Origin of the sequence: Streptomyces sp. NPDC088350, from assembly GCF_044753545.1 — a bacterium.
GTDB lineage: Bacteria > Actinomycetota > Actinomycetes > Streptomycetales > Streptomycetaceae > Streptomyces.
Map to the genome: position 1 here is coordinate 596739 of NZ_JBIVNL010000002.1, position 20942 is coordinate 617680.

18 protein-coding genes are annotated in these 20942 nt (G+C 69.5%); 9 read left to right on the plus strand and 9 right to left on the minus strand.

Translation table 11 applies throughout. From position 1 onward, the window contains the following. The 9 genes from ACIQBL_RS07840 to ACIQBL_RS07880 all read right to left on the minus strand — a co-directional run bounded on the left by ACIQBL_RS07840 (window position 1) and on the right by ACIQBL_RS07880 (window position 12989). The gene (locus ACIQBL_RS07840) at window positions 1-1011 is read right to left on the minus strand and encodes an ATP-binding cassette domain-containing protein (RefSeq protein WP_401938062.1); all 1011 of its coding nucleotides are present in this window, start codon (window positions 1009-1011) and stop codon (window positions 1-3) included. Window positions 1012-1045: 34 nt separating this feature from the next. Next, window positions 1046-2206 carry an MFS transporter gene (locus ACIQBL_RS07845; protein WP_401938065.1) on the minus strand — a complete coding sequence of 387 codons (1161 nt, stop codon included), beginning with the start codon at window positions 2204-2206 and terminating at the stop codon, window positions 1046-1048. 11 nt (window positions 2207-2217) lie between these two features. Next, a complete protein-coding gene (locus ACIQBL_RS07850) occupies window positions 2218-5115 on the minus strand; it encodes a glycoside hydrolase family 2 TIM barrel-domain containing protein (protein WP_401938067.1) in 2898 nt (965 codons plus the stop codon). A gap of 34 nt (window positions 5116-5149) precedes the next feature. Beyond that, window positions 5150-6016, minus strand: a complete 867-nt coding sequence (locus ACIQBL_RS07855; RefSeq protein WP_401938069.1) for a carbohydrate ABC transporter permease — start codon at window positions 6014-6016, stop codon at window positions 5150-5152. Beyond that, window positions 6013-6981, minus strand: a complete 969-nt coding sequence (locus tag ACIQBL_RS07860; protein WP_401938070.1) for a carbohydrate ABC transporter permease — start codon at window positions 6979-6981, stop codon at window positions 6013-6015. The genes ACIQBL_RS07855 and ACIQBL_RS07860 overlap by 4 nt, the downstream gene beginning before the upstream one ends. A 20-nt stretch (window positions 6982-7001) precedes the next feature. Next, the gene (locus ACIQBL_RS07865; RefSeq protein ID WP_401938072.1) at window positions 7002-8267 is read right to left on the minus strand and encodes an ABC transporter substrate-binding protein; all 1266 of its coding nucleotides are present in this window, start codon (window positions 8265-8267) and stop codon (window positions 7002-7004) included. 225 nt (window positions 8268-8492) lie between these two features. Then, entirely contained in the window at window positions 8493-10358 is a 1866-nt protein-coding gene (locus ACIQBL_RS07870) for a glycoside hydrolase (protein ID WP_401938075.1), read from the minus strand. A gap of 11 nt (window positions 10359-10369) precedes the next feature. Further along, window positions 10370-11620, minus strand: a complete 1251-nt coding sequence (locus ACIQBL_RS07875) for an ROK family transcriptional regulator (RefSeq protein WP_401938076.1) — start codon at window positions 11618-11620, stop codon at window positions 10370-10372. Between the two features lie 124 nt (window positions 11621-11744). Then, window positions 11745-12989 (minus strand): FAD-binding protein, encoded by a 1245-nt coding sequence (locus ACIQBL_RS07880; protein ID WP_401938078.1) that lies wholly within the window; start codon window positions 12987-12989, stop codon window positions 11745-11747. A 147-nt stretch (window positions 12990-13136) separates the two neighbouring features. Between ACIQBL_RS07880 and ACIQBL_RS07885 the strand changes: the two genes are divergently transcribed. The 9 genes from ACIQBL_RS07885 to ACIQBL_RS07925 all read left to right on the plus strand — a co-directional run bounded on the left by ACIQBL_RS07885 (window position 13137) and on the right by ACIQBL_RS07925 (window position 20924). Then, window positions 13137-13796 carry a pyridoxamine 5'-phosphate oxidase family protein gene (locus ACIQBL_RS07885; protein ID WP_401938080.1) on the plus strand — a complete coding sequence of 220 codons (660 nt, stop codon included), beginning with the start codon at window positions 13137-13139 and terminating at the stop codon, window positions 13794-13796. Window positions 13797-14004: 208 nt separating this feature from the next. Continuing rightward, complete coding sequence (locus ACIQBL_RS07890; RefSeq protein WP_401938082.1) at window positions 14005-15324, plus strand: radical SAM protein; 1320 nt, start codon at window positions 14005-14007, stop codon at window positions 15322-15324. A gap of 221 nt (window positions 15325-15545) precedes the next feature. Then, window positions 15546-17036: a cellulose-binding domain-containing protein gene (locus ACIQBL_RS07895; protein ID WP_401938084.1), complete on the plus strand. Its 1491-nt coding sequence runs from the start codon at window positions 15546-15548 to the stop codon at window positions 17034-17036. Window positions 17037-17213: 177 nt separating this feature from the next. Continuing rightward, a complete protein-coding gene (locus tag ACIQBL_RS07900; protein WP_401938086.1) occupies window positions 17214-18038 on the plus strand; it encodes a hypothetical protein in 825 nt (274 codons plus the stop codon). 86 nt (window positions 18039-18124) lie between these two features. Continuing rightward, window positions 18125-19273 (plus strand): hypothetical protein, encoded by a 1149-nt coding sequence (locus ACIQBL_RS07905; protein ID WP_401938088.1) that lies wholly within the window; start codon window positions 18125-18127, stop codon window positions 19271-19273. A gap of 41 nt (window positions 19274-19314) precedes the next feature. Next, window positions 19315-19707, plus strand: coding sequence for a hypothetical protein (locus ACIQBL_RS07910; protein WP_401938090.1), 393 nt, complete (start codon window positions 19315-19317; stop codon window positions 19705-19707). A 3-nt stretch (window positions 19708-19710) separates the two neighbouring features. Further along, complete coding sequence (locus ACIQBL_RS07915) at window positions 19711-19944, plus strand: hypothetical protein (protein WP_401938091.1); 234 nt, start codon at window positions 19711-19713, stop codon at window positions 19942-19944. Window positions 19945-19991: 47 nt separating this feature from the next. Further along, complete coding sequence (locus ACIQBL_RS07920) at window positions 19992-20501, plus strand: hypothetical protein (RefSeq protein WP_401938094.1); 510 nt, start codon at window positions 19992-19994, stop codon at window positions 20499-20501. A gap of 54 nt (window positions 20502-20555) precedes the next feature. After that, a complete protein-coding gene (locus ACIQBL_RS07925) occupies window positions 20556-20924 on the plus strand; it encodes a hypothetical protein (protein ID WP_401938095.1) in 369 nt (122 codons plus the stop codon). The last annotated feature ends 18 nt before the right edge of the window (window positions 20925-20942 follow it).

Consider the following 20942-nt stretch of genomic DNA (forward strand, 5'->3'; position numbering starts at 1 on the left):
TCAGGCCTCCTCGGCCGGCGGCCCGGCCTGCACGTAGGCCGCGCGCATCACGTCCTCCAACTCGGCCTCGTCCATGGCGACTTCGGTCACCTCGTACCGCTCGATGACCCGCTTCAGCGCCTGGTTGACGGTCGGCGCGTCGGCCCCGTCCGGGCCGAACACCACCTGTGGGCCGTCCCGCCGCACCAGGGCGATGCCCGGCAGCGGTACGACCTCGGCGTGCGCGTCGGCCAGCGTCGCCCGGATCTGCCAGGTCGAGCCGAACCTGCGGCGGATCTCGTCGAGCGTGCCGTCCAGCACCAGCCGGCCGTGGTTGATGAGCACGACCCGCTCGGCGAGCCGGGCCACCTCGGTCATGTCGTGCGTGGTCAGCAGGACCGTACGGCCGCGCTCCTCCACCTGGTGCCGCAGGAACTCCCGCACCTGCTCCTTGACGACCACGTCCATGCCGATGGTCGGTTCGTCGAGGAAGACGACCGGCGGATCGTGCAGCAGGGCGGCGGCCAGATCGCAGCGCACCCGCTGGCCGAGGGAGAGATGGCGGACCCGGGTGTCCCAGAAGGCGGACAGTTCGAGGAGGTCGTCGAACTCCCGCAGCCGGGCCGCGTGTTGGGCCTTCGGTACCTCGTAGATGTCCCGGAGGATCGAGAACGACTCGCGCACCGGCAGGTCCCACCACAGCTGGGTGCGCTGCCCGAACACCGCCCCGATGTTACGGGCGTTGCGCTCCCGTTCCTCGTACGGCACCACGCCCGCGACCCGGGCCTCGCCGGAGGTGGGCGTCAGGATGCCGGTGAGGATCTTGATGGTGGTGGACTTGCCGGCGCCGTTCGGGCCGAGCAGGGCGAGGAGTTCACCCGGGGCGACGTCGAACGTGACGTCGGAGACGGCGTACTTGGGCACGCGCTCCGGGTTGACGAGGGAACGCAGGCCGCCGACGAAGCCGGGGCGGCGGACAGTGGTGTGGAAGGTGCGGGACAGGCCCCGGACCTCGATGCTGCTCGCGTTCACTCGGTCAGCCTTCGCGTGAGCAGGAACAGGGCCTTCATGATGCGGACCTCCTCGTCAGTCGGATCAGCCAGACCGTCGCCAGCAGCGACGCGGCCGACAGCACGGTCAACAGCCAGGGCACCGCGTGGATCCCGTAGGCCTCGATCCCGACACCGAGCAGCGGCGGAGCCGCCACCCCGCCGGTCATCGACGCCGCGATCACCCACGCACCGGCGCGCTTGGCCTGCGGGAGCGCCTTGTTGAGCCAGGGCAGGCCCGTCGGGAACACCGGCGCGATGAACAAGCCAACACCGGCGTACGCCACCGGTGCCACTCCTTTAACCAGCGCCAGCAGCAGACACACCGTCATCCCGGCCGCGCACACCGCGAGGATGCGCTCGGGGGCGTACCGCAGGGTGATCGGCACGACCAGGAAGCGGCCGGCCGTCATCATCAGCCAGTAGACGGAGGTCGCCGACGCGGCCACCGTCGCGGTGTAGCCGACGGTCTCCAGATGCGTGGGCTCCCAGCCGCCGACACCCGCCTCGACGGCCACGTTGAGGATGTAGAGGACGAGGAAGCCGACGAGGACACGGGACAGGCCGAGACCCTTCCTCTCCGGCGATTCCGCTGGTGGATCGTCAGATACACGTGTACGTACGCCACTTGAGCCCGCGAACACCAGGACCGCGGCCAGCGCCGCGCACGCGCCGAACGCGTACGGGTAGTCGTCCGGACCGAGCCACGCCACGACCGCGGGGCCGAGCACCGCGCCGATGCCGAAGTGCGCGTTGAGCACGTTCAGCATGGCGGTGGAACGGTCGCCGAAGCCGACGGCGAAGAGTTGGTTGAGGCCGTAGTCGATCCCGCCGAAGCCGAGGCCGGCAAGGAACGCGGCGGTGAGCGCGAGGGGCCAGTTCGGGGCGAGCGCGAAGCCCGCGCCGCCCGCCGCCATCAGGGCGTAACTCCACGCCAGCAGCGCCCTGTTGCTGATCCGGGAGTGGATCGCGTTGAAGGCGAGGACGCCGGCGACCCCGCCGGTGAAGTGCAGACTCAGGCCGAGACCGGCGCCGGAGGGGGAGAGGCCGAACTCGTGGCGCAGGCCCGGGATCGCGGGACCGTAGAGGGCCTGGAGCATACCGATGAGGATGAAGCCGACGCAGGACGCGACCGCGGCCGACCGGGCGAAGAGCCGGTCGGCCGCGGACGATTTCATGACTGTGCCGGTCAACTGATCTCCGGGGTTTCCGAGAAGACGGTTTCCGAGAACTCGAAGGAGAACTCGGTGGGTCGGGCGTTCAGGAAGTACCGCGGCAACGGACCCGGACCGCAGGACTGCGAGCCGATGCCGTGCTGGCCGTGGTCGAGGTTCACCCACACCGTGTCTTCGGGAGTGAGCTCGGTGCGGTGAGTGGCCGCGTCCAGCTGTTCCGTGGTCCAGCGGCGGGCGGTGAACCAGAACTCCGGATCGCCGTCGATCCGCAGACCGCCGATCTCCGCCCAACGGACGTCGGCGCGGGCGCCGTTCTCCTGCGGGCGGACGTAGGGGGTCTGGAGGTCGTCGACCGTGGACTCCCAACGGCTGAGCAGCGAGGCCGACTTGGTGTCCGGGTAGCCCTCGCCGGGGCCGCCGCCGAACCACTTCACGCGGTCGGCGCCCGCGTCGATCCCGAACCGGATGCCCAGCCTCGGCAGCGGGAACGTCCAGTCGCCCTCGGGTGCCACGGACACCGTCAGGCGCAGCCGCGCACCGTCCGAGGTCCAGCGGTACACCGTGGCGAGACCCACCTCCCAGGCGGCGGGCGCCACCCGGGTGCGTACGGTCAGCGCGTCGTCGGTCAACTCCACGCCGTCCAGGCGGTGTCGCATGCGGTGCAGGCCGAACTTGCGCCAGAGCAGGCCGAAACGGATGTCGGTCTGCCAGGAGGCGCCGTCGTCGTTGTCGGTGGTCGCCCGCCATACGTCCAGGCGGAGACCGGTGACGTCCACCGCGCCGATCGTCCTCAGCTCACCGGTACGGGCGTCGAAGGCGGCCGGGCCGAGGGTGATCCGCCGATCGTCGAGCACGGGCCGGGCGGTGGCGGAGAGGGACGGCAACGGTCGTGCCGCGACCGGGAATTGGCCCCAGCCGATGACATGACCCGCGGGGGCCCAGGCGGTGTCGGCCGCCAGCGACGCCCGTACGGTCCACTGGGATTCCGCACCCTCGGATCCCACGGGCGGCGCGGGCAGCTTCACGTCGGCGGACTCGCCCGGCGCGAGCGACGGCACGGTCAGCGGGCCCGACTCGACGGTCTCGCCGTCCACTTGGTAGGACCACGCGAAGGCCAGGGCGGACAGATCGGCGAAGTCGTACCCGTTGGTGACCCGTACGGTGCCGTCCGCGCCGTCGCCCGTGATCCGGACCGGCTCGATCACCTTCTTGTACTCGATCAGGCCGGGGGAGGGCGTGCGGTCCGGGAAGACGAGGCCGTCGCAGACGAAGTTCCCGTCGTGCAGCTCCTCGCCGAAGTCGCCGCCGTACGCGAAGCCGTACCGCTCGTCCTTGATGCCGTGGTCGATCCACTCCCAGACGAAACCGCCCTGGAGCCGGTCGTACGACTCGAAGAGGTGCTGGTAGTCGGCGAGCCCGCCGGGGCCGTTGCCCATGGCGTGGGCGTACTCGCAGAGGATGAAGGGGAGTTGACGGCGTTTGTGGGTGCCGCCGTCCAGGTTCCGGCCCATCTCCTCGACCTCGGCGTGCGAGGCGTACATCCGTGAATACATGTCCGTGTCACGGCAGTTGATGTCGCCCTCGTAGTGCACGAGGCGTGACGGGTCGCGGCCGTGGATCCACTCGGCCATGGCGGTGAGGCCCCGGCCCGTGCCGGCCTCGTTGCCCAGGGACCAGATGACGACGGACGGGTGGTTCTTGTCCCGCTCGACCATGCGGGCCGCGCGGTCCAGCAGGGCCGGGGTCCAGCGGTCGTCGTCAACGGGGTTGTCGCGCCAGGCCTGTTCGGTGAAACCGTGGGTCTCCAGGTCGCACTCGTCGATGACCCACAGGCCGTACTCGTCGCACAGGTCCAGGAAGGCGGGATGGGGTGGGTAGTGGGAGGTGCGGACGGCGTTGATGTTGTGCCGCTTCATCAGCAGCACGTCCTCGCGCATGGTGTCCAGGTCGAGGGCGCGGCCCTTCTCCGGGTGCCACTCGTGACGGTTGACGCCCTTGAAGAGGATCGGCCGGCCGTTGACCTTGATGAGACCGTCGGAGAGTTCTACGGTCCGGAAGCCGATGCGCAGCGGGACGCGCTCGCCGTCCGTCGTCAGCAACCCCTCGTACAGGTACGGGAGTTCGGCCGTCCACGCCGTTGCGCGCACGGTGACCGATTCGCCGGTCGCGACATCGATGTCCAAGGCGGGCACGGTCACCCGGCCGTCGGCGTCGGAGTCGACGCGCAGAGTGCCCTCGCCGGTGGTGTGGTCGTAGGAGGAGTGCACGAAGAAGTCGAGGGCGCTGCCCGCCGGACGGTGCAGGAGGGTGACGTCACGGAAGATGCCGGGCAGCCACCACTGGTCCTGGTCCTCCAGGTACGAGCCCGCCGACCACTGGTGGACGCGGACGGCGAGTACGTTGCCGGAGGGCTTCAGCAGGTGCCCGACCGCGAACTCGTGCGGCAGGCGGGAGCCCCTGAACTCGCCGATGTCCGTGCCGTTCAGCCAGACCCGGGCGCAGGACTCCACCCCGTCGAAGCGCAGCACGGCCCCGCCGTCCGAGGGCCACTCGGACGGCAGGTCGAAGGTGCGGAGGTGGTCGCCGGTCGGGTTCTCGGTCGGGACGCGCGGCGGGTCGACCGGGAAGGGGTAGAGGTGGTTGGTGTAGACGGGGGATCCGAGGGAGCCGTTGCCCTGGAGGACCCAGTGGCCGGGGACCGTGACCTCGGCCCACTCCCCGGCGTCGTAGCCCTCCTCGGCGAACGCGTCGTCCTCGGCGTCGGCCGTCGCCGACACACGGAGACGCCAACTGCCGTTCAGTGACAGTGACGTCGCGTCCGAGGACGCGTACCAGGAGCGGGGCGGGAGGGCCCCGCTGCCCGGGGAGACGTCCTCGACGTAGTCGATGGCGGAGGCGGTGCGGAAGGACATCGGTCTCCAAAGGCTAGGTCTTGAGAGGCAGGTGTCAGCCCTTGATTCCGGTCTGCGCGATTCCCTGGACCAGCCAGCGCTGGAGGAAGAGGAACACGAAGACCAGGGGCAGGATGGAAACTGCGGTGGCCATGAAGATGAGATGGAAGTTGACGGTCTGGTTCGTCATGAACGACGACAGGGCGATCTGCACGGTCCAGGAGTTCGGGTCCTGGCCGATGACCAGCGGCCACAGGAAGGCGTTCCAGCCGCTGATGAACGTGATCGTGGCGATCGCCGCGAAGAAGTTCAGCGAGTTGGGTACGACGATCCGCCAGTACGCGCCCCAGTAGCCGAGCCCGTCCACGCGCGCCGCCTCCTCCAACTCCTTGGGGAACCCCAGGAAGTACTGCCGGAACAGGAAGCAGGTGAAACCACTGAAGAGGCCCGGGATGATGAGACCTCGGTAGGTGTCGACCCAGCCGAGGGACGAGACGAGCACGAAACTCGGCACGAAGGTGACGGCCGTCGGCACCATCAGGGTCGCCAGGACGACGTAGAACACCTTGTTGGAGTGCTTGTACGGGATGCGGGCCAGGCCGTAGCCGGCCAGCGAGCACACCAGCAGGGTGCCCACGGTCATCAGGACGGCGACGACCGTCGAGTTCCACAGGGAGCGGCCGAACTGGACGGTCTGGTCGTCGAAGAGTTCGGAGATGTTGCCCCACTGGAAGGAGGGGAGCAGCTTCCAGTTCTCGCCGGTGATCTCCTGGTCCGTGGAGAGGGCGTTGCGGAGGATCAGGTAGAAGGGGATCAGGAAGAGCAGGGCGGCGATGCTCACGGCGACGTACAGGCCGGTGTTGCCGAGGACGCTGCCGCGCTTCCTGCGCTTCTTGCCCAACTGTGGTGCGGCGGTGGTCACTTGGACTCCTCCCCCCTTCCGAAGCCCATGATCTTGCCCTGGGCGAGGGTGACGACGCAGATCAGCAGGGACAGGATGACCGCGCCCGCGCTGCCGGCGCCGTAGTCCTGGCTGGTGCCGAGGGCCGCCTTGTACAGCTCCATGAGCGGTGTCTGGGCCCAAGTCGCCTTGGTTCCGATGATGTTGAAGAACTCGTCGAACGCCTGGTACGCGGCGACGAGCAGCAGCAGGACCACTGCCGTGGAGGTGGCGCGGAGTTGGGGCAGCGTGATGTACCGGAAGGTCTGCCAGCCCCGCTTGGCGCCGTCGATCTCGGCGGCCTCGTACAGCTCCGCCGGGATGTTCTGGAGCGCCGCCAGGAACAGGATCATGTAGAAGCCGGACTGGATCCACAGCCGCAGGCTCACGATGACCACCCAGTACCAGGGCGGGCTGGGGTTGGCCAGATAGGCGATGTTGTCGACGCCGAACCAGCCGAGGACGGTGTTCAGCAGACCGAAGCGGACCCCGCTGAAGACGGACATCTTCCAGATCAGCGCGGCGGCGACGTACGACACGGCGGTCGGCAGGAAGAACACCGACCGGAAGAACGCCCGCATGAACCGCAGTTGGTTCACCAGCAGCGCCAGACCCAGGGACAGCGCCCAGGTGGTCGGCACGATGAACGCGGCGAACACGGTGAACGTCAGCAGGGACTGCGGGAAGTTGCTGTTGGTCAGGATCTGCTTGTAGTTGTCGAAGCCGATGAAATGGCTCGGCGTGACGGTGTAGCGGGCGTCGAAGAAGCTGAGCCAGATGCTCCATCCGATGGGGACGAAGACGAAGATCACCAGGCCGACGAGGAACGGGCCGGTGAAGAGCCAGAAGTTCAGGGTGGCGCTGGACCGCAGGCCCCGCCGCGGCCGGGCCTGGGAGGCCTTGGCCGGGGCGGGCTGTGCGACCCCGCGTGTGGTGGTGGTCGACATCTCGGGTTCCGTCCGCCGGCCTATCCGAACAGCTTCTTGAGTTCGACGCCGACCTTCTTGTCGCAGGCGTCGAGCGCGGCCTCCGGGTTGCCGTTCTTGCGGATCGAGTTCGCGATCACGTCGGCGAACGCGGTCTGCATGGTCTGGTCGTAGGCGATGTTGTCGAAGTGCCCGTAGTCGGTGAAGAGTTTGACACCCTCGGCCGGCAGACCCGACTTGAGCTTGGTGGCCTGCGCGGCGATCGAGGTGCGCGGCGGGATGTGGAAGCCGTAGGAAGTCGCCCAGTCCTCCTGGTACTTCTTCTGGTCGATCCACAGCCACTTGACGTACGCCTTGGCCGCCTCGACGTTGTTGCCCTTGGCGTTGACGAACATCGACCAACCGCCGTTGTACACCGACTGCTTGCCCTTGCTGCCGATGCTCGGGAAGGGGAAGATCCCCAGGTCGTCGCCGAGCGCCTGCTGCATGGCCGGCATGGACCACATGCCGCCCCACTGGATGGCGCACAGGCCCTGGTTGAGCGAGGACGGGTCCCAGAAGTCGGTCGGGGCGTCGAGCAGCACATGGCCGCTGGTGAACAGCTGGCGGAGCTTCTTGAGGCCCTCGACGACGCCGTCCGTGTGGTAGGCGATCTGGTTGTTCGCGTCGATCGTGTCGGCGCCGGCCGACCAGATGATCGGGTTCTGGATCGCGGTGAAGTCGTTGCCGAGGTAGGCGCCCTTGACCTTGCTGGTGGTCAACTTGGCGGCGGCCTCCAGCAGTTCGTCCAGCGTGGTCGGCACGTCGACCTTGGCCTTCTCCAGCATCGACTTGCGGTAGTAGAAGAACTGCGGGTCGTCGATCATCCGGATCCCGTAGATCTTCCCGTCCACCGTGTGCGACTTGATGTCGGCCGGGTTGAAGTCGTCCTTGACCGGATCGATGATGTCGCTCAGGTCGGCCACCTGACCGCTCTTCACCAGCTGCAACTGCGGGTGGAACTCGAAGACGTCCGGCGCCTGCTTGGTGAGCAGGGACGAGAAGAGCTTGGCCTCGAAGCTGTTGCCGGTGATCCAGTTCGTGGTCACGTCGGCCTTGGTGTACGCCTTCGCGTACTTCTTGATGGCCTGTTCCGTCCCGGCCTCGCCGTAGGCGTGGAAGAACTGGACGAGGTTCTTGCCCGAACCGGAGCCCCCGCCACGGCCGTTGTTGCCTCCGCAGGCGGCCAGGGTGCCGGCTGCGGCCATCCCCGCTGCCGCCCGGAATATCGATCGGCGGGACCAGTTGCTGTTGCTCATTGCCGACATGGTGACGTCCTTGTCTCTCGCGCGGCTGCGGCTCCACGGCTCCACGGCTGAGTGGTGGCCAGTGGCTCAAATCGAGGTGCGGAGCGGGACGTTAACCTTCGCCTAAGCCTTCGGCAAGGGGTTGGACGAAGTCTGTTCGAAGCGTTGCGCAGCGTTCGGAATACCGGACGTGACGAGGGTGCGGGCCGCCGCGGAGGCGGCCCGCACCGCGCACTCAGGTGGTCGTTACACCTTTGACCAGGCCTCGTTGGCCCCGCCGTTGCAGCTGTAGAGGATCACCTTGCTTCCGTCCGCGGTCGCCTGACCGCTCACGTCGAGGCACTTCCCCGACGCCTCACTGAGGATCTGTCCGTTGGCGTTCAGGAGCCATCGCTGGCCGGGATCACCCGTGAAGTCCGCGGTGGTCGTCAATCCCGAACTCCCCACCGTCAGATACCCGTTGGCCCCCTTCAGGCCGCCCTTCGCGTCGTACGACCACGTCTGTTCGGCCCCGCCCGCGCAGGTGCCGATCGCGGCCCCGGAGACGTCCGCCGTCAGGCACTTGCCGGACTGCCTGCCCTGGAGGGCACCGGTGAGAGCCGTCGAACTCCCGTGTCCCTTACCGCCCTTGTGGTCCTTCTGGTCGAAGACGTACGTCGTGATCGAGCGGGCGGCGAGGGTGGTGGACACCGTGGAGCCACTCACGTCCGGCTTCGCGACCTTCGCCCAGTTCTCCGTGGCCGACGTCCGTACGGCCCGCGTCGCGCGCACCGGTACCTTGCTGTTGAAGTGCAGGTTGAGCGAAGTGTCCGTGGTGTTCTGGTTGTTGACCACGACGACCCACTTGCCGTCCCGGTCGTAGGAGGTCACCTCGACACCGCTCGGCGCGCCCGTCACGTTGTGCGCGACGGAGCCCGGCCGCACGAACTTGCTGTACTGGCCCAGCGCGTAGTACCGCTTGGTGAAGTACAGGGTCTGGTTGCCGTTCGTCGCGTAGTCGGGGTCGTAGTAGACCAGCCCGTCGTTCCAGCCGACGTCGTTGCGCGCGGCCGGGTCCGTGCCGTAGCCGCTGGCGAGGGCCACCCACCACTGGAACGCCGAGTCGTGCGCGCTGGCGAAGTCCTTGTAGATGATCCGGGACATCAGCAGGGCGTTGTCGATGGTCGGGTCGTATTCCTGGTTCCAGCCCGTGCCGCCCTTGCCGAAGCAGCAGATCTCGGTGGCCCAGGAGGGCTTGCCGACCGTCTTCGCCGTCTCGTAGACGTTGCCCAACTGGCCGTCGTTCGGGTTGTTGTACGTGTGATGCGCCAGCTTGGACACGTACTGGGCGGTGTCCGGCTGCGAGATCCACGTCGGGACCTCGGTGGAGAAGCTCACCGTGCTGCTCGACTCGTCGGCGATGATGCTCGTCGTCTGCTTCCGGGCCCGCTGCTCGGCGCCCAACGCCCTGACGATGTCGTCGCGTTGGTCGACGGTGACCTGCATGCCCTCCTGGCCGCAGTCGCCGAAGGTGTTGTTCGGTTCGTTGAAGGGGCTGATGTAGTCGAACGTGGCGCCCTGCTTGGCGAAGTGGGCGGTGACGTCGGCGATGTACTTCGCGTAGGCGGTCTCGTTCTCCGGCTTCAACCGGCCGCCGCAGCTCTGCCCGTTGGTCGTCCACTGCGCGGGCGCGCTGTTGACGAAGCCGATCAGATCCTTCACGCCGTACTTCGCTGCGTAGTCGAGGAACGTCCGGCCGCCCTTGTCCCTGCTCCAGTCGTACGTCCCGTCGGCGTTCAGGAAGTCCTGGGCCGCGCGGGCCGGGGTGGTGACCGCCGTGCCACCGCCGCCGATGTTGTAGCGGTAGGAGGAGAGGTCCAACCCCTTTGAGGAGAACAGGAGTCGGGCGACCCGGGCCTGGACCTCGGGTGTGAAGTTCTGCAGGTCGTCGACCCACCAGGCGCCGGACGCGCCGATGTTGTCGATGCTCTGGGCCGCGTGGGGGGAGACCTCGGCCGGTGCGACGCCGTCGGCGTGCGCGGGCGGTGCGGACATCAGGGCCCCGGTGACAGCGAACGCGGCTGCCGCTGTCGCGAGGACCGATCTCCTGGGGTGGGGGTGAGTCACGTGCATCCCTTCCGTCGTCATGAAGGTGGTGCGGTACGGCTCCTTGCGTGGGTGGTGCGCTTGCCCGTCCCCGCCCTCTGGCCGACCGACTGAAGTGCCCCTTCGAGCGCGAACGTCGCCGCGCCGAGGCAGGCCGGATCGGTGGGGATGGGGGAGAGGACGATCTCGGTGGCGGCGAACGGCCGCCTGAGCGCGTGCCGTTGGACGGCCTCGCGCACTTCGTGGAGCAGGGGTTCGCCGAGCTTGCGGGCGACCCAGCTGCTGAGCACCACGACTTCGGGGTTGAGGACGTTGACCAGGTTGGCGATGCCCGCGCCGACGTAACGGGCCGTCTCCCGCACGACCTTGAGGGCCACGGGGTCGTTCGCGGCCACGCCCTGGGCCAGCGCGTCGATGGTCGCCGTCTGGTCCTCGGGGTGCAGCAGCGGGCTCTGCGGGCTCAACTCCCGTAGGTTCAGCATGATTCCGGGCGCGCCGACGTAGGCCTCCACACAGCCGTGGTTGCCGCAGCGGCACAGCCGGCCGTCCAGGACGAGCGTGGTGTGGCCCCACTCGCCGGCACTGTTGCTCACCCCCCGGTACAGCCCGCCGCCGAGCGCGAGCCCGGCGCCGACCCCGGTCCCGAGGGTGACCACCACCGCGTCCCCGTGCCCGCGCGCCGCCCCGAACCACATCTCGGCGACCGCGCAGGCGCGCAGCGGATTGTCCAGGTAGAGGGGGTAGGCGATGACCTCGGACAGCAGGTCCAGCAACGGCACGTCGTGCCAGTCCCAGTTGGGCGCGTACTCCGAGACGCCGGTCTTGCGGTCCACCTGGCCCGGCACGCTCACCCCGACGCCGAGCACACGGGCCGCCTCGACGCCGGCCTGCGCGACCACCGAGCCGACGGCGGCGGCGACATGGCCGACCACCTGACGCGGGCGGCTCTCACCGGGCCGCATGTCCTCGTCGGCGCGCGCCAGGACGTTCAACGCCAGGTCGAACAGCTCGACATGGACGTACGTCTCCGCGATGTCGACGCCGATCAGCGCGCCCCCCGACGCGTTGACGGCCACGAGGCCCCGAGGACGGCCCCCGGCCGAGTCCTCGAAACCGACCTCGGTGATCATACGGAGGTCGAGCAGTTCACCGACGAGCGTCGCGACCGTGGCCAGGCTCAGCCCGGTGGCGGCGGCCAACTCCTGCCGGGACGTGGGCGATTCGGCGATGATCTGGCGCAACACCTCGTAGCGGTTCGCGGTACGGATGTCGCGTGATGTGCGCTTCACCGAGGTGCCCCCACCCTGTTGCCGTCATGCCGAGGCACGACGGCACCGGCGCGCGGCAAGGCTATGGGCTGCGGGCGACGTTCGACAAGGGGTTAGGAAAGGGGCTGTACAAAGTCGCCGCCGGTCACTCCCCGAGGACGTCCCGGACGAAGGCGTTGGCGAATTTACCCTCCGGGTCGAGGCCCCGCGCCAGCGCCCCGAAGTCGCCGAGCCGAGGATAGCGTCCGCGTACGACCTCCGCCGCAACCGTGAACACCTTGCCCCAGTGCGGCCGTGCGTCGAAGGGGTCCAGCGCCTCCTCCAGCCGCCGCACCACGGGCAGCACCGCGGCCGTGTCCTCGATCCAGGTGAAGTGCAGCGCGACCGTGTCCCGCCCGTACGAGGGGCTCAGCCACTGCGCGTCGGCGGCGACCGTCCGCACCTCGCAGACCTGCAGGACACCGGCGACCGTCTCCCGGACGCCGTCGACCGCGTACAGCGCGTCGAGTGCGGCCGACCGCGGCAGCAGATACTCCGACTGCAGCTCCGCCCCGCTGCTCGGGGTGAACTCCGCCCGGAAGTGCGGGAGCCGCTCGTGCCACGGCCCCGGTACCCCGAACTGCTCGGTGGTGTTGACCGCGGGCATCCCCGGCACCGGGTGCATCGCCTCGGTCGCGGGCGCGGCCCACGGGAAGTCGACCGGCGGCTGGTCGGTGCGCCGCTTCAGCCACACCTGCCGGAAGCCCGGCTCCCGCCAGTCGGTGAACAGACTCACGCTGTACGCCGATGCCGCGACCGTCTCGAAGTCCAGCCCGGTGAGCGGGAGTTCGGTGAAGACGTACTGCTCGACCTCGAAGGCCGGTTCCAGGTCGAGGGTGAGCGAGGTGACGACGCCGAGCGCGCCGAGGGAGGTCACCGCGCCGTCGAAGCGGTCGTCGCCGCGTGCGATCGTCACCGTGGAGCCGTCCGCCGTGACGATCTCGACCTCGCGTACGGCCGCGGCGAGCGAGCCGTTGCCGACGCCCGAGCCGTGGGTGCCGGTCGCCACCGAACCGGCCACCGAGATGTGCGGCAGGGACGCCATGTTGGGCAGCGCGAGCCCGTGCCCGTTCACCCGGCGGGCCAGCTCCGCGTACCGGACGCCGCCGGACACCCGTACCGTACGGGCCGTCGTGTCCACGTCGAACTCCGGTGGCAGCGCGGCGATCGTCAGCAGGGTGCCGTCGGGCCCCGGTTCGGCGATCTCGTTGAAGGAGTGGCCGCTGCCCAGCACCCGTACCCGCGCGCTCTCGGCCACGAGGGTCCTGAGCGCGTCGAGTGTGCGCGGGCGGTGGAGTTCCTTCGCCGCGTAGGTGATGTTGCCGGCCCAGTTGGTGACCGTCTCCGTCATCCCTGCCGTCCCTCCGGGTGCGTGCGTTTCCCCCGACCCTCTCACCTGCGGATGACGAGTACGGATTTCGTCGACGCGGGGTGATGGGAATGATGTGATGGGTCAATCTGTAGCCTATTTCCTGCGATATCGGTAGCGTCTACGGTCATGACCGACCGCCTCCCCGTCACCGACCTCACCCGCCACCGCCGGCTCCGCGAACAGGGCAGCCTCGACCGCGCGGACCTGGACGCGATCCTCGACGCCGGTTTCGTCTGCCACCTCGGGGTCGTGATCGAGGGCCGGCCGGTAGTCGTCCCCACGGTGTACGGACGGGACGGACGCCGGCTGTATCTCCACGGGTCCGTCGCCGGCCGCAGCCTCGCGGGCGGCACCCCCGTGTGCGTCACCGTCACGCACGTCGACGGTCTTGTCCTGGCCCGGTCGGTCTTCGAGCACGGGGTCAACTACCGCAGCGCGATGATCCACGGGGTCCCCCGCAAGGTCACCGACCCGGAGGAGAAACTCGCCGGCCTGCGCCGCCTCACGGAACACGCGACGCCGGGCCAGTGGTCGTACGCCCGTCTCCCGAACCGCAGGGAACTCGCCGCGACCACCCTGCTCGCGCTCTCCCTCGACGAGGCCTCCGTCAAGATCCGCACCGGCCCACCCGACGACGGGGACGGACCCGACGCGGAGCTGGGCCTCTGGGCGGGAACACTGCCACTGACCTCGACATGGGGCACACCCGTACCGGACCCGGCGCTGCCACCGGGCATCCCGGTACCGGAGTACATCGCGCGCCGCGAGGGGGCGGGGCAGGGGTGACCCGGCAATGATGTCAGCCCGGCCCGGTGGCGCTCCCGGGCCGGTTCGGGGCGGTGACGCCAGGGGCGTACTGCCTGACCGGCCTGACCCGCCCCGACCTGGCCGACCCGCGCCACACCCCGCCCCCGCTCCCACCCCCGACCGCCGGAGGCATACCGTGAGGAGTCGTACGTCTGAGCAGGGCGTCCGAGCCGGGAGGAGATACGGGATGGGCAGCCGCACCGCGCTGGTCGAGGATCTGATGGAGCGCTTTCCGCATGTGCCGCGGGAGGCCGTCTTCAAGGAGGACCTGTTGCGCGGGGGTGTCGCCTTCGACCCGTCCGCGCTGAGTGACAACGAGGGCGGCGAGGTGAAGCCGAAGTCGTACTTCATCTTCTCCTTCGACCACGGCACCCTGCCCGAGCTGGGCGAGGCGGCGCTGAGGCGTCCGCCCGAGGAGATCATCCTCACCGGTGGGCCGTACGACCTGCGGCGGACCGTGGTCTCCGTGCGGGTGAACCCGGCGTCGCCGTACCGCGTGGCCTCCGACGACGACGGTGTGCTCGGGCTGTACCTCGACGGGAAGCGGATCGCGGACGTCGGTGTGCCGCCCATGCCGGAGTACTACAAGCACAAGCTCGCCAGCGGGAAGTCCGTCATGGAGGTGGCCCCGACCATCCAGTGGGGCTACCTGATCTACCTGACCGTCTTCCGGGTCTGCCAGTACTTCGGCGCCAAGGAGGAGTGCCAGTACTGCGACATCAACCACAACTGGCGCCAGCACAAGGCGGCCGGGCGGCCGTACACGGGAGTCAAGGACGTCGAGGAGGTCCTCGAAGCCCTGGAGATCATCGACCGCTACGACACCGCGAAGGTCTCCACCGCCTACACCCTCACCGGTGGCGCCATCACCAAGACCGTCGCCGGGCGCGACGAGGCCGACTTCTACGGGCACTACGCCAAGGCCATCGAGGAGCGCTTCCCGGGTCGTTGGATCGGCAAGGTCGTCGCCCAGGCGCTGCCGAAGGACGACGTGCAGCGGTTCAAGGACTACGGCGTGCAGATCTACCACCCCAACTACGAGGTGTGGGACGAGTATCTGTTCAAGCTGCACTGCCCGGGCAAGGAGCGCTACGTCGGCCGCGCCGAGTGGCACAGGCGCATCCTCGACTCCGCGGAGATCTTCGGCGCGCGCAACGTGATCCCCAACTTCGTGGCCGGCGTGGAGATGGCGGAGCCGTTCGGCTTCACGACCGTCGACGAGGCGATCGCGTCGACGACCGAGGGCCTGCGCTTCTTCATGTCGCACGGCATCACGCCCCGCTTCACGACCTGGTGCCCGGAGCCCACCACCCCGCTGGGCAAGGCCAATCCGCAGGGCGCCCCGCTGGAGTACCACATCCGGCTCCTTGAGGCCTACCGCGCGACGATGGAGGACTTCGGGCTCAAGTCCCCGCCCGGATACGGCGAACCGGGTCCCGGCCGCGCGGTGTTCTCCGTCAGCTCCTTCATGGACAGCCTCCCCGCCGAGGAGCCCGCGCCTTTGTAAGGTAAAGGTAACGGTGTGGCCAACTCCTGCGTCGGGTGAGTCAGGAGAGGCTCGGACACGTACAACTGCACAGAGGGCGACCGACGGTGACCGCAATTGAATACGCGGCTTGTCAGTTGTGTGGGATGCGTGAAAGGCTCTGGCCCTGTCACGAGGCAACCCCCCTCCAACTTGCCTATTGTCAGAGCTAGTTGGCCGTCATTCGTGGATGCTGGAGACCCATGCCCGACCTGCCGACTCCTCAGGACGCCGCTGAGGCAGCGCTGTTCACCGAGTGCTGGGACGCCGTGCTGTCCTACGCCGACCTGTGCACCTCCGGAACCGCCTCGGCCACCGAGCTGGCCGGTGAGGCGTTCGCACTCGGCATCCAGGAGGCCCGTTCCGCCGGGTCCGGGCCGATGCGCGGTCCGGCCCGTCGCGTCCTGCCGGTGATACCGCTGCTGCTGACCGCCGTGCGGACCACGGCGGCGGCCTGGGAGGCCGACGGGCGCGGACACCGGCTCGACCCGGACCTGCGGCTGTGGCTCAACTCGGACAAGGCGGCCCGCTACACCGGCATGCCGTTGCAGCGCCCGATCGCCCTGCGCGGTCTGCGCGACCTCCAGGAGGCGGACGCGGCGCTGCTGTGGCTGGCCGAGGTGGAGGCGCTGCCGCTGACCGTCGTGGCCCGCCGGCTCGGCCTCGACCCGGCGCTGGTCTCCGGTGAACTCGCCCAGGTGCGGGCCCTGTTCAGGGACCGCTGCCACCGCAGCCACCTCGACACACCGATGGCCGCGGAGTGCCGCAGCTACGCCCGGCTGCTGGACGCGGTGACCCGTTCACCGTCCGCCGACACGCCCGAGGACCTCTCGCGGCACCTCGCCACCTGTGTGCAGTGCGCGGAGGCCGCCGCCTGTCTGCGGCTGGCGGGCGGCGGACTGCCGTCGGCCCTCGCGGGCGGGGTGATCGGCTGGGGCGGGCTCGCCTATCTGGAGCGCCGCCGCCGGGCCGCCGAGGTACGGCTGGGCGCGGGGCGTCCCGCCGCCGAGATCGAGGCCGGCGAGCCGAGGGAGGGCGCGAGCAAGGCACGCCTCGTCCGGAACGGCTTACTGGCCGCGGCCGTCCTGCTTTCCCTGGTGGCGCTCGGCGTCTCGATGATGCCGATGGGCGGCTCCGGCCACGACAACGCGGCCAGCGACGAAGCCGACCGTCAGCCGGTGGCCGACCCCGCCCCCACCGTGTCGTCCATCGGCACGCACCCCTCGAACACGGCCTCCTCGACCGGTCGGCCCGCCGCGAGCCACTCGGTGACCGCCTCCCCCGGCGACAAGAACCCCGACACGGAACCCCAGGGCACCGCCTCCGCCACCGCGGGCAACTCCCCGGACCCGTCGGCGAGTTCGTCTCCGAACGCGCCGACGACCTGCGACGTCACCTACGACCTGGTCAACCAGTGGAACGGCGGCTTCCAGGCCGCCGTCACCGTCACCACCACCAAGGCCCTCGGTTCCTGGCGTGTCGCCTGGTCCTACCACGACGGCCAGCAGGTCACCCAGATGTGGGACGCGAGCGTCGCCCAGGACGGCTCCCGCGTCACCGCCACCGCCGCCGACTACAACAAGAACGTCGCCGCGAACGGCAGCTTCACCTTCGGCTTCCTCGGGACGTGGAACAACAGCAAGAACTCGGCGCCGTACGGGTTCACGCTCAACGGGAGCGCCTGCAGCGAGTAGTCACGGACGGGTTCCTCGCCGGGCGTCGGCGGTTCCCCTCCCCTTCTCCCGCACGACGAGTGCACACCGTCACCGCTGACGCCGCGGTGACGCCCCCGTAACGGCCCCCCTGCCAACGTAGCCATCGCCGGACGGACCCGAATGGTCCGCCGGGATCGGACTACCAGCGGGGGAGACATGTCGGCATTCAGGGACCGGGCGCTGCTCGCGCTGAGCGACCCCGTCGCGCTGGGGGCGTTGCTGTCGCCCGCCGACGCTGCGGGCGAGCGGCGGGTCCGTACGATGCTGGGCTCGGTCTACGACCTGTCGGCCGTCCGGCTCGACACCGTCGCCGACGCGCGGGTGCGGGAGATCGCCCTGCAACGGCCGCTGTTCCCGACCGGTCGCCGGGACGGCGCGTGGTCGCAGCTCGTACCGGCCTACACCCGCACGGAACTGACCCTGAACGTGCCCGAGCCGACCCGGCCGGTCTGGGTCGATCTGCTCGCCGCCGTCGACGTCACGACGGTGGCCGAGGTCGACCCGGCCGGGGCCGAATCGGTGGTGACCCGGGCGTTCGACGACTTCGCCACCTTCGACGAGTTCCGGGCGAGGTTCACGTTCTTCGATCTCGACGCCTTCCTCGCCGAGCACGGGATCAGCACGGTCGAGGAGCTGAAGGACGCCTTCGACTACGTGGTCGCGGAGATACGGCTGCGCACACCACCGCCGTTCGACCCGGCCGACCCGGCGAACACGCACACCCTGCCCGTCACGCTGGCGGCCGTGGTCGTCGACCCGTTCGACCTCGCCGAGGGGCTGCGCGCCACCCGGCTCGTACGGGAGGCGGCGCGGCCCCTGGTCGGCCGGTCCCCCACCGGGATCCCGGCCGAGGTCGCCGAGGCGTACGCGACGGCCGTCGTCCTCGCCGCCGACGGCCTGCCCGACGGGCTCGCCGCCGCGGACGTCGAACGGCTCTACGCCGGCGAAGGCGTCGTCGCCCTCTTCCTGCCGGCCCCGTGAGGGAGCCGCGGCGCGTCCGCGGGCCCCGCTCGCACACCCCTGCCACCGACCCGGCCTGACCGGCCCCGCCCTGAAGGAGAACCCTGATGCCCGTTCGGTATATCCGGGTTGACCCGACCGTCAACCTGTTCGCCCCGGCCGTCCGCGCGTTCGGCACGATCGCGATCGTGGGCCGGGTGACCGCCCCGACCGCGACGGTCGAGACGCCCACCAAGAAGTCGGCCGCCGCCGCGGTCGCCGTAGCGCCGAAGCCGGTGGCGTTCACCAGCCCGGACAAGGCGCGGGAGACCTTTCCGGGAGACCTCGGCGACGCGCTCAACCTGGTGTTCGAGCAGACCCCGGGACCGACCCTCGTCCACGGCGTCCCCGTCGACGCCACCACGCCGGACTGGAAGGGCGCGCTCGCGGCCGTCGCCGCCCTGAACGTCCAGCTCGTCGTGCTGGCCAACACGCCGGTCGACGCCACCTCGACGACCCCCGACGGACCGATAGGCCTGCTCTCCGCGCACGTCACCTCGGTGTCGAACACGGGTGCCGACGGGATGGAACGGATGGGCGTCGCGATGCTCCCCAAGGGCAGCGCCGACCCGACGGTGATCCTGCCCAACGAACGCATGGTCTACATCGCGCACAACAGCGCACAGGACGCGGCGGTGGCCGTGGCCGGCACCATCGCCGGCTACGAGCCCTGGGTGTCGCTGCTGCTCAAGCCGGTGAACATCGTCAGCCCGCCGTTCGGCCCCGTCGACATCGACACGTTGAACGGACCGCCGGAGGTCTCCGGATCGGGACCGACGGGAGCCGGTGTCAACTGGCTGACCACGCCGGCCCTCATCCCCGGCAACGGCGTCCACCTGGGCGAGGGCTACGCCGGCGACCCCGGCAGCCCCAAGAAGTACATCGACGTCTGCCGTTTCGTCGACCACCTGTCCTTCCTGCTCAAGGCACAGCTCATCGGCTCGATCGGGAACGTGCGGATCAGCCGGTCCGGGCTGCGCGCGCTGATCGCCCAGATGGAGGCGGTCCTCAGTCCCTTCGTCGACGCCGGAGTGCTCAACGGCTTCCAGCTCGTCGTCCCCGTCCTCACGCTCCTCGACAAGGACCCGGCCACGCTCACCCCCGACGAGGCGAACCGGATCCACACCGCCGAGGTGCAGCGCCTCGTACAGGTGCTGGCCGCCGTCGAGTACGCGGGCGCCGTGCACCGGATCTCCATCGACCTGAAGTTCGACTAGGCACGACCCACCAGCCAAGCCCGAGTAGGAAGGCACCCCTGATGGCCGACTGGAACACCCGCCTCGAAGTGAAACTCGGGGACTCCACGATCACCCCCATCTCGACGTTCACCCCGACCTTCAACGCCCCGCACACCGTGCTGCACAGCATCGAGGCCGACAACGTCGGGTTCGTCCGCCAGCCCGCGACGTTCACGTTCACGATGGGCGTGCCGGCGGTCGCGACCGCGGTCGCCGATCTGACCCAACTGGCCACGGAGGGAACGGAGTTCCAGATCGTCGTGGCCGAGAAGAAGGGCACGGACTGGGCGTTCAACTCGATGAAGTTCGCCCGTTGCGTCGTCACCTCGGCGAACCCCAGCAACGTGGTGATCGACGGCGTCCCGCAGGCGAGCTTCACCTGCCTCGCGCTGTCCGTCGGGGTCGAGGCGTAACCCGTGGACGGCGCTCGGGTGGAACGCACCGGGATCGCGCTGGTGCACGAGGGCGAGTACATCGTCCCGAAGGCCGGCAGCGAGGCGGTGATCTCGCCGGAGGGCGATTCCGGGGTGATCCATTACTACTTCCCGGTCCAGGTGGAGGTCGTGGGGACCCTGCCGGACACCGAGGTGCAGCGGGTGGCCGGTTACGTCTTCGACCAGCTCGACCGTGAACTGGCCACCCGGATCTGACAGTGGTGACCACCCGGACCCGACGCATGTGAAGGGGGAGGAACGCGATGGCTGGTGCGGTGAACCTGCCGGTGCTGGTGGGCCCTGTGCAGCTGCTGTATGTGCAGAGCATGACCGTCAACGAGGGCTACCGCATCGAGCGGATCATGGGCAGCCGGTTCTCCCAGGCCACCCAGCCCACGAACAGGACGATCGCCATCGAGGCCGTTCTGCTCGGCCCGCAGCGGCAGGAGCAGAAGAAGGCCCTGGAGGCGCTCGCGCTGACCTCGCGGCTGCTCGTCGCGGCGATGGCCCGAGGCGGGTCGGCGGCCGGCGTCCCGGTGGTGTCGGGCCTGACCATCAGCCTGAACATGCAGGTCACCGATCTGCGCTTCACCCAGAGCGTGGCCAAGCGGGACGCGCTGGACGTGTCGATCACGCTCCAGCAGATCCCGCCCGCCCTCACCGGCGCGGTGCTCGGCGAGATCGGCGACCTCGTCCTCGCCGTCGGCACCGCGGCCGTGCCCACGGGGCCGGCGGCGAGTCCCATCGCCCGGGTCCCGGGCGCCCTGTTGTGAGTCCGCGACGTGCTCAGTCCACGACGAACCCCGTCATGACCAAGGAGGCAGGATATGGCGGTCCCGAACTATCTCGCCCTGCCCATCGACCCGGCCGAGGGGTTCCCGCAGGCGTTCCGGCTCTCCCTGGCCGGCCGCTCGTACCAGTTCCGGCTCTACGCCAATGTGGCGGAGGAAATCCTCGACGGCGCGGCGGGCGACCTGCTCGACCTGCCGGCCAAGGGCGCGTTCCTCGTGCTGTCGGTCGACCGCGAGGAGCCGGCCGGCCCGACCACGATCCTGCGGCGCAAGCTGGCGCCCGGGGTGGAGTACCACGCGGCCGAACTGGCCCTGACGTTCCCCACGATGCTGCTGGACCCGCGCAATCTCAACGGTGCCGGCGCGTTCGGCTCCCGGGTCGTGGGAGGGGTGGCCCTGCGATGAACGGAACCGCGCACTCCC

Bases quoted from the DNA above. Each gene is read 5' to 3' on its own strand.
- ACIQBL_RS07850 (WP_401938067.1), bottom strand. From the start codon at position 5,115: ATGTCCTTCCGCACCGCCTCCGCCATCGACTACGTCGAGGACGTCTCC.
- ACIQBL_RS07870 (WP_401938075.1), bottom strand. From the start codon at position 10,358: ATGCACGTGACTCACCCCCACCCCAGGAGATCGGTCCTCGCGACAGCG.
- ACIQBL_RS07890 (WP_401938082.1), top strand. From the start codon at position 14,005: ATGGGCAGCCGCACCGCGCTGGTCGAGGATCTGATGGAGCGCTTTCCG.
- ACIQBL_RS07900 (WP_401938086.1), top strand. From the start codon at position 17,214: ATGTCGGCATTCAGGGACCGGGCGCTGCTCGCGCTGAGCGACCCCGTC.
- ACIQBL_RS07910 (WP_401938090.1), top strand. From the start codon at position 19,315: ATGGCCGACTGGAACACCCGCCTCGAAGTGAAACTCGGGGACTCCACG.
- ACIQBL_RS07895 (WP_401938084.1), top strand. From the start codon at position 15,546: ATGCCCGACCTGCCGACTCCTCAGGACGCCGCTGAGGCAGCGCTGTTC.
- ACIQBL_RS07860 (WP_401938070.1), bottom strand. From the start codon at position 6,981: ATGTCGACCACCACCACACGCGGGGTCGCACAGCCCGCCCCGGCCAAG.
- ACIQBL_RS07925 (WP_401938095.1), top strand. From the start codon at position 20,556: ATGGCGGTCCCGAACTATCTCGCCCTGCCCATCGACCCGGCCGAGGGG.
- ACIQBL_RS07905 (WP_401938088.1), top strand. From the start codon at position 18,125: ATGCCCGTTCGGTATATCCGGGTTGACCCGACCGTCAACCTGTTCGCC.
- ACIQBL_RS07920 (WP_401938094.1), top strand. From the start codon at position 19,992: ATGGCTGGTGCGGTGAACCTGCCGGTGCTGGTGGGCCCTGTGCAGCTG.
- ACIQBL_RS07845 (WP_401938065.1), bottom strand. From the start codon at position 2,206: ATGAAATCGTCCGCGGCCGACCGGCTCTTCGCCCGGTCGGCCGCGGTC.
- ACIQBL_RS07880 (WP_401938078.1), bottom strand. From the start codon at position 12,989: ATGACGGAGACGGTCACCAACTGGGCCGGCAACATCACCTACGCGGCG.
- ACIQBL_RS07885 (WP_401938080.1), top strand. From the start codon at position 13,137: ATGACCGACCGCCTCCCCGTCACCGACCTCACCCGCCACCGCCGGCTC.
- ACIQBL_RS07865 (WP_401938072.1), bottom strand. From the start codon at position 8,267: ATGTCGGCAATGAGCAACAGCAACTGGTCCCGCCGATCGATATTCCGG.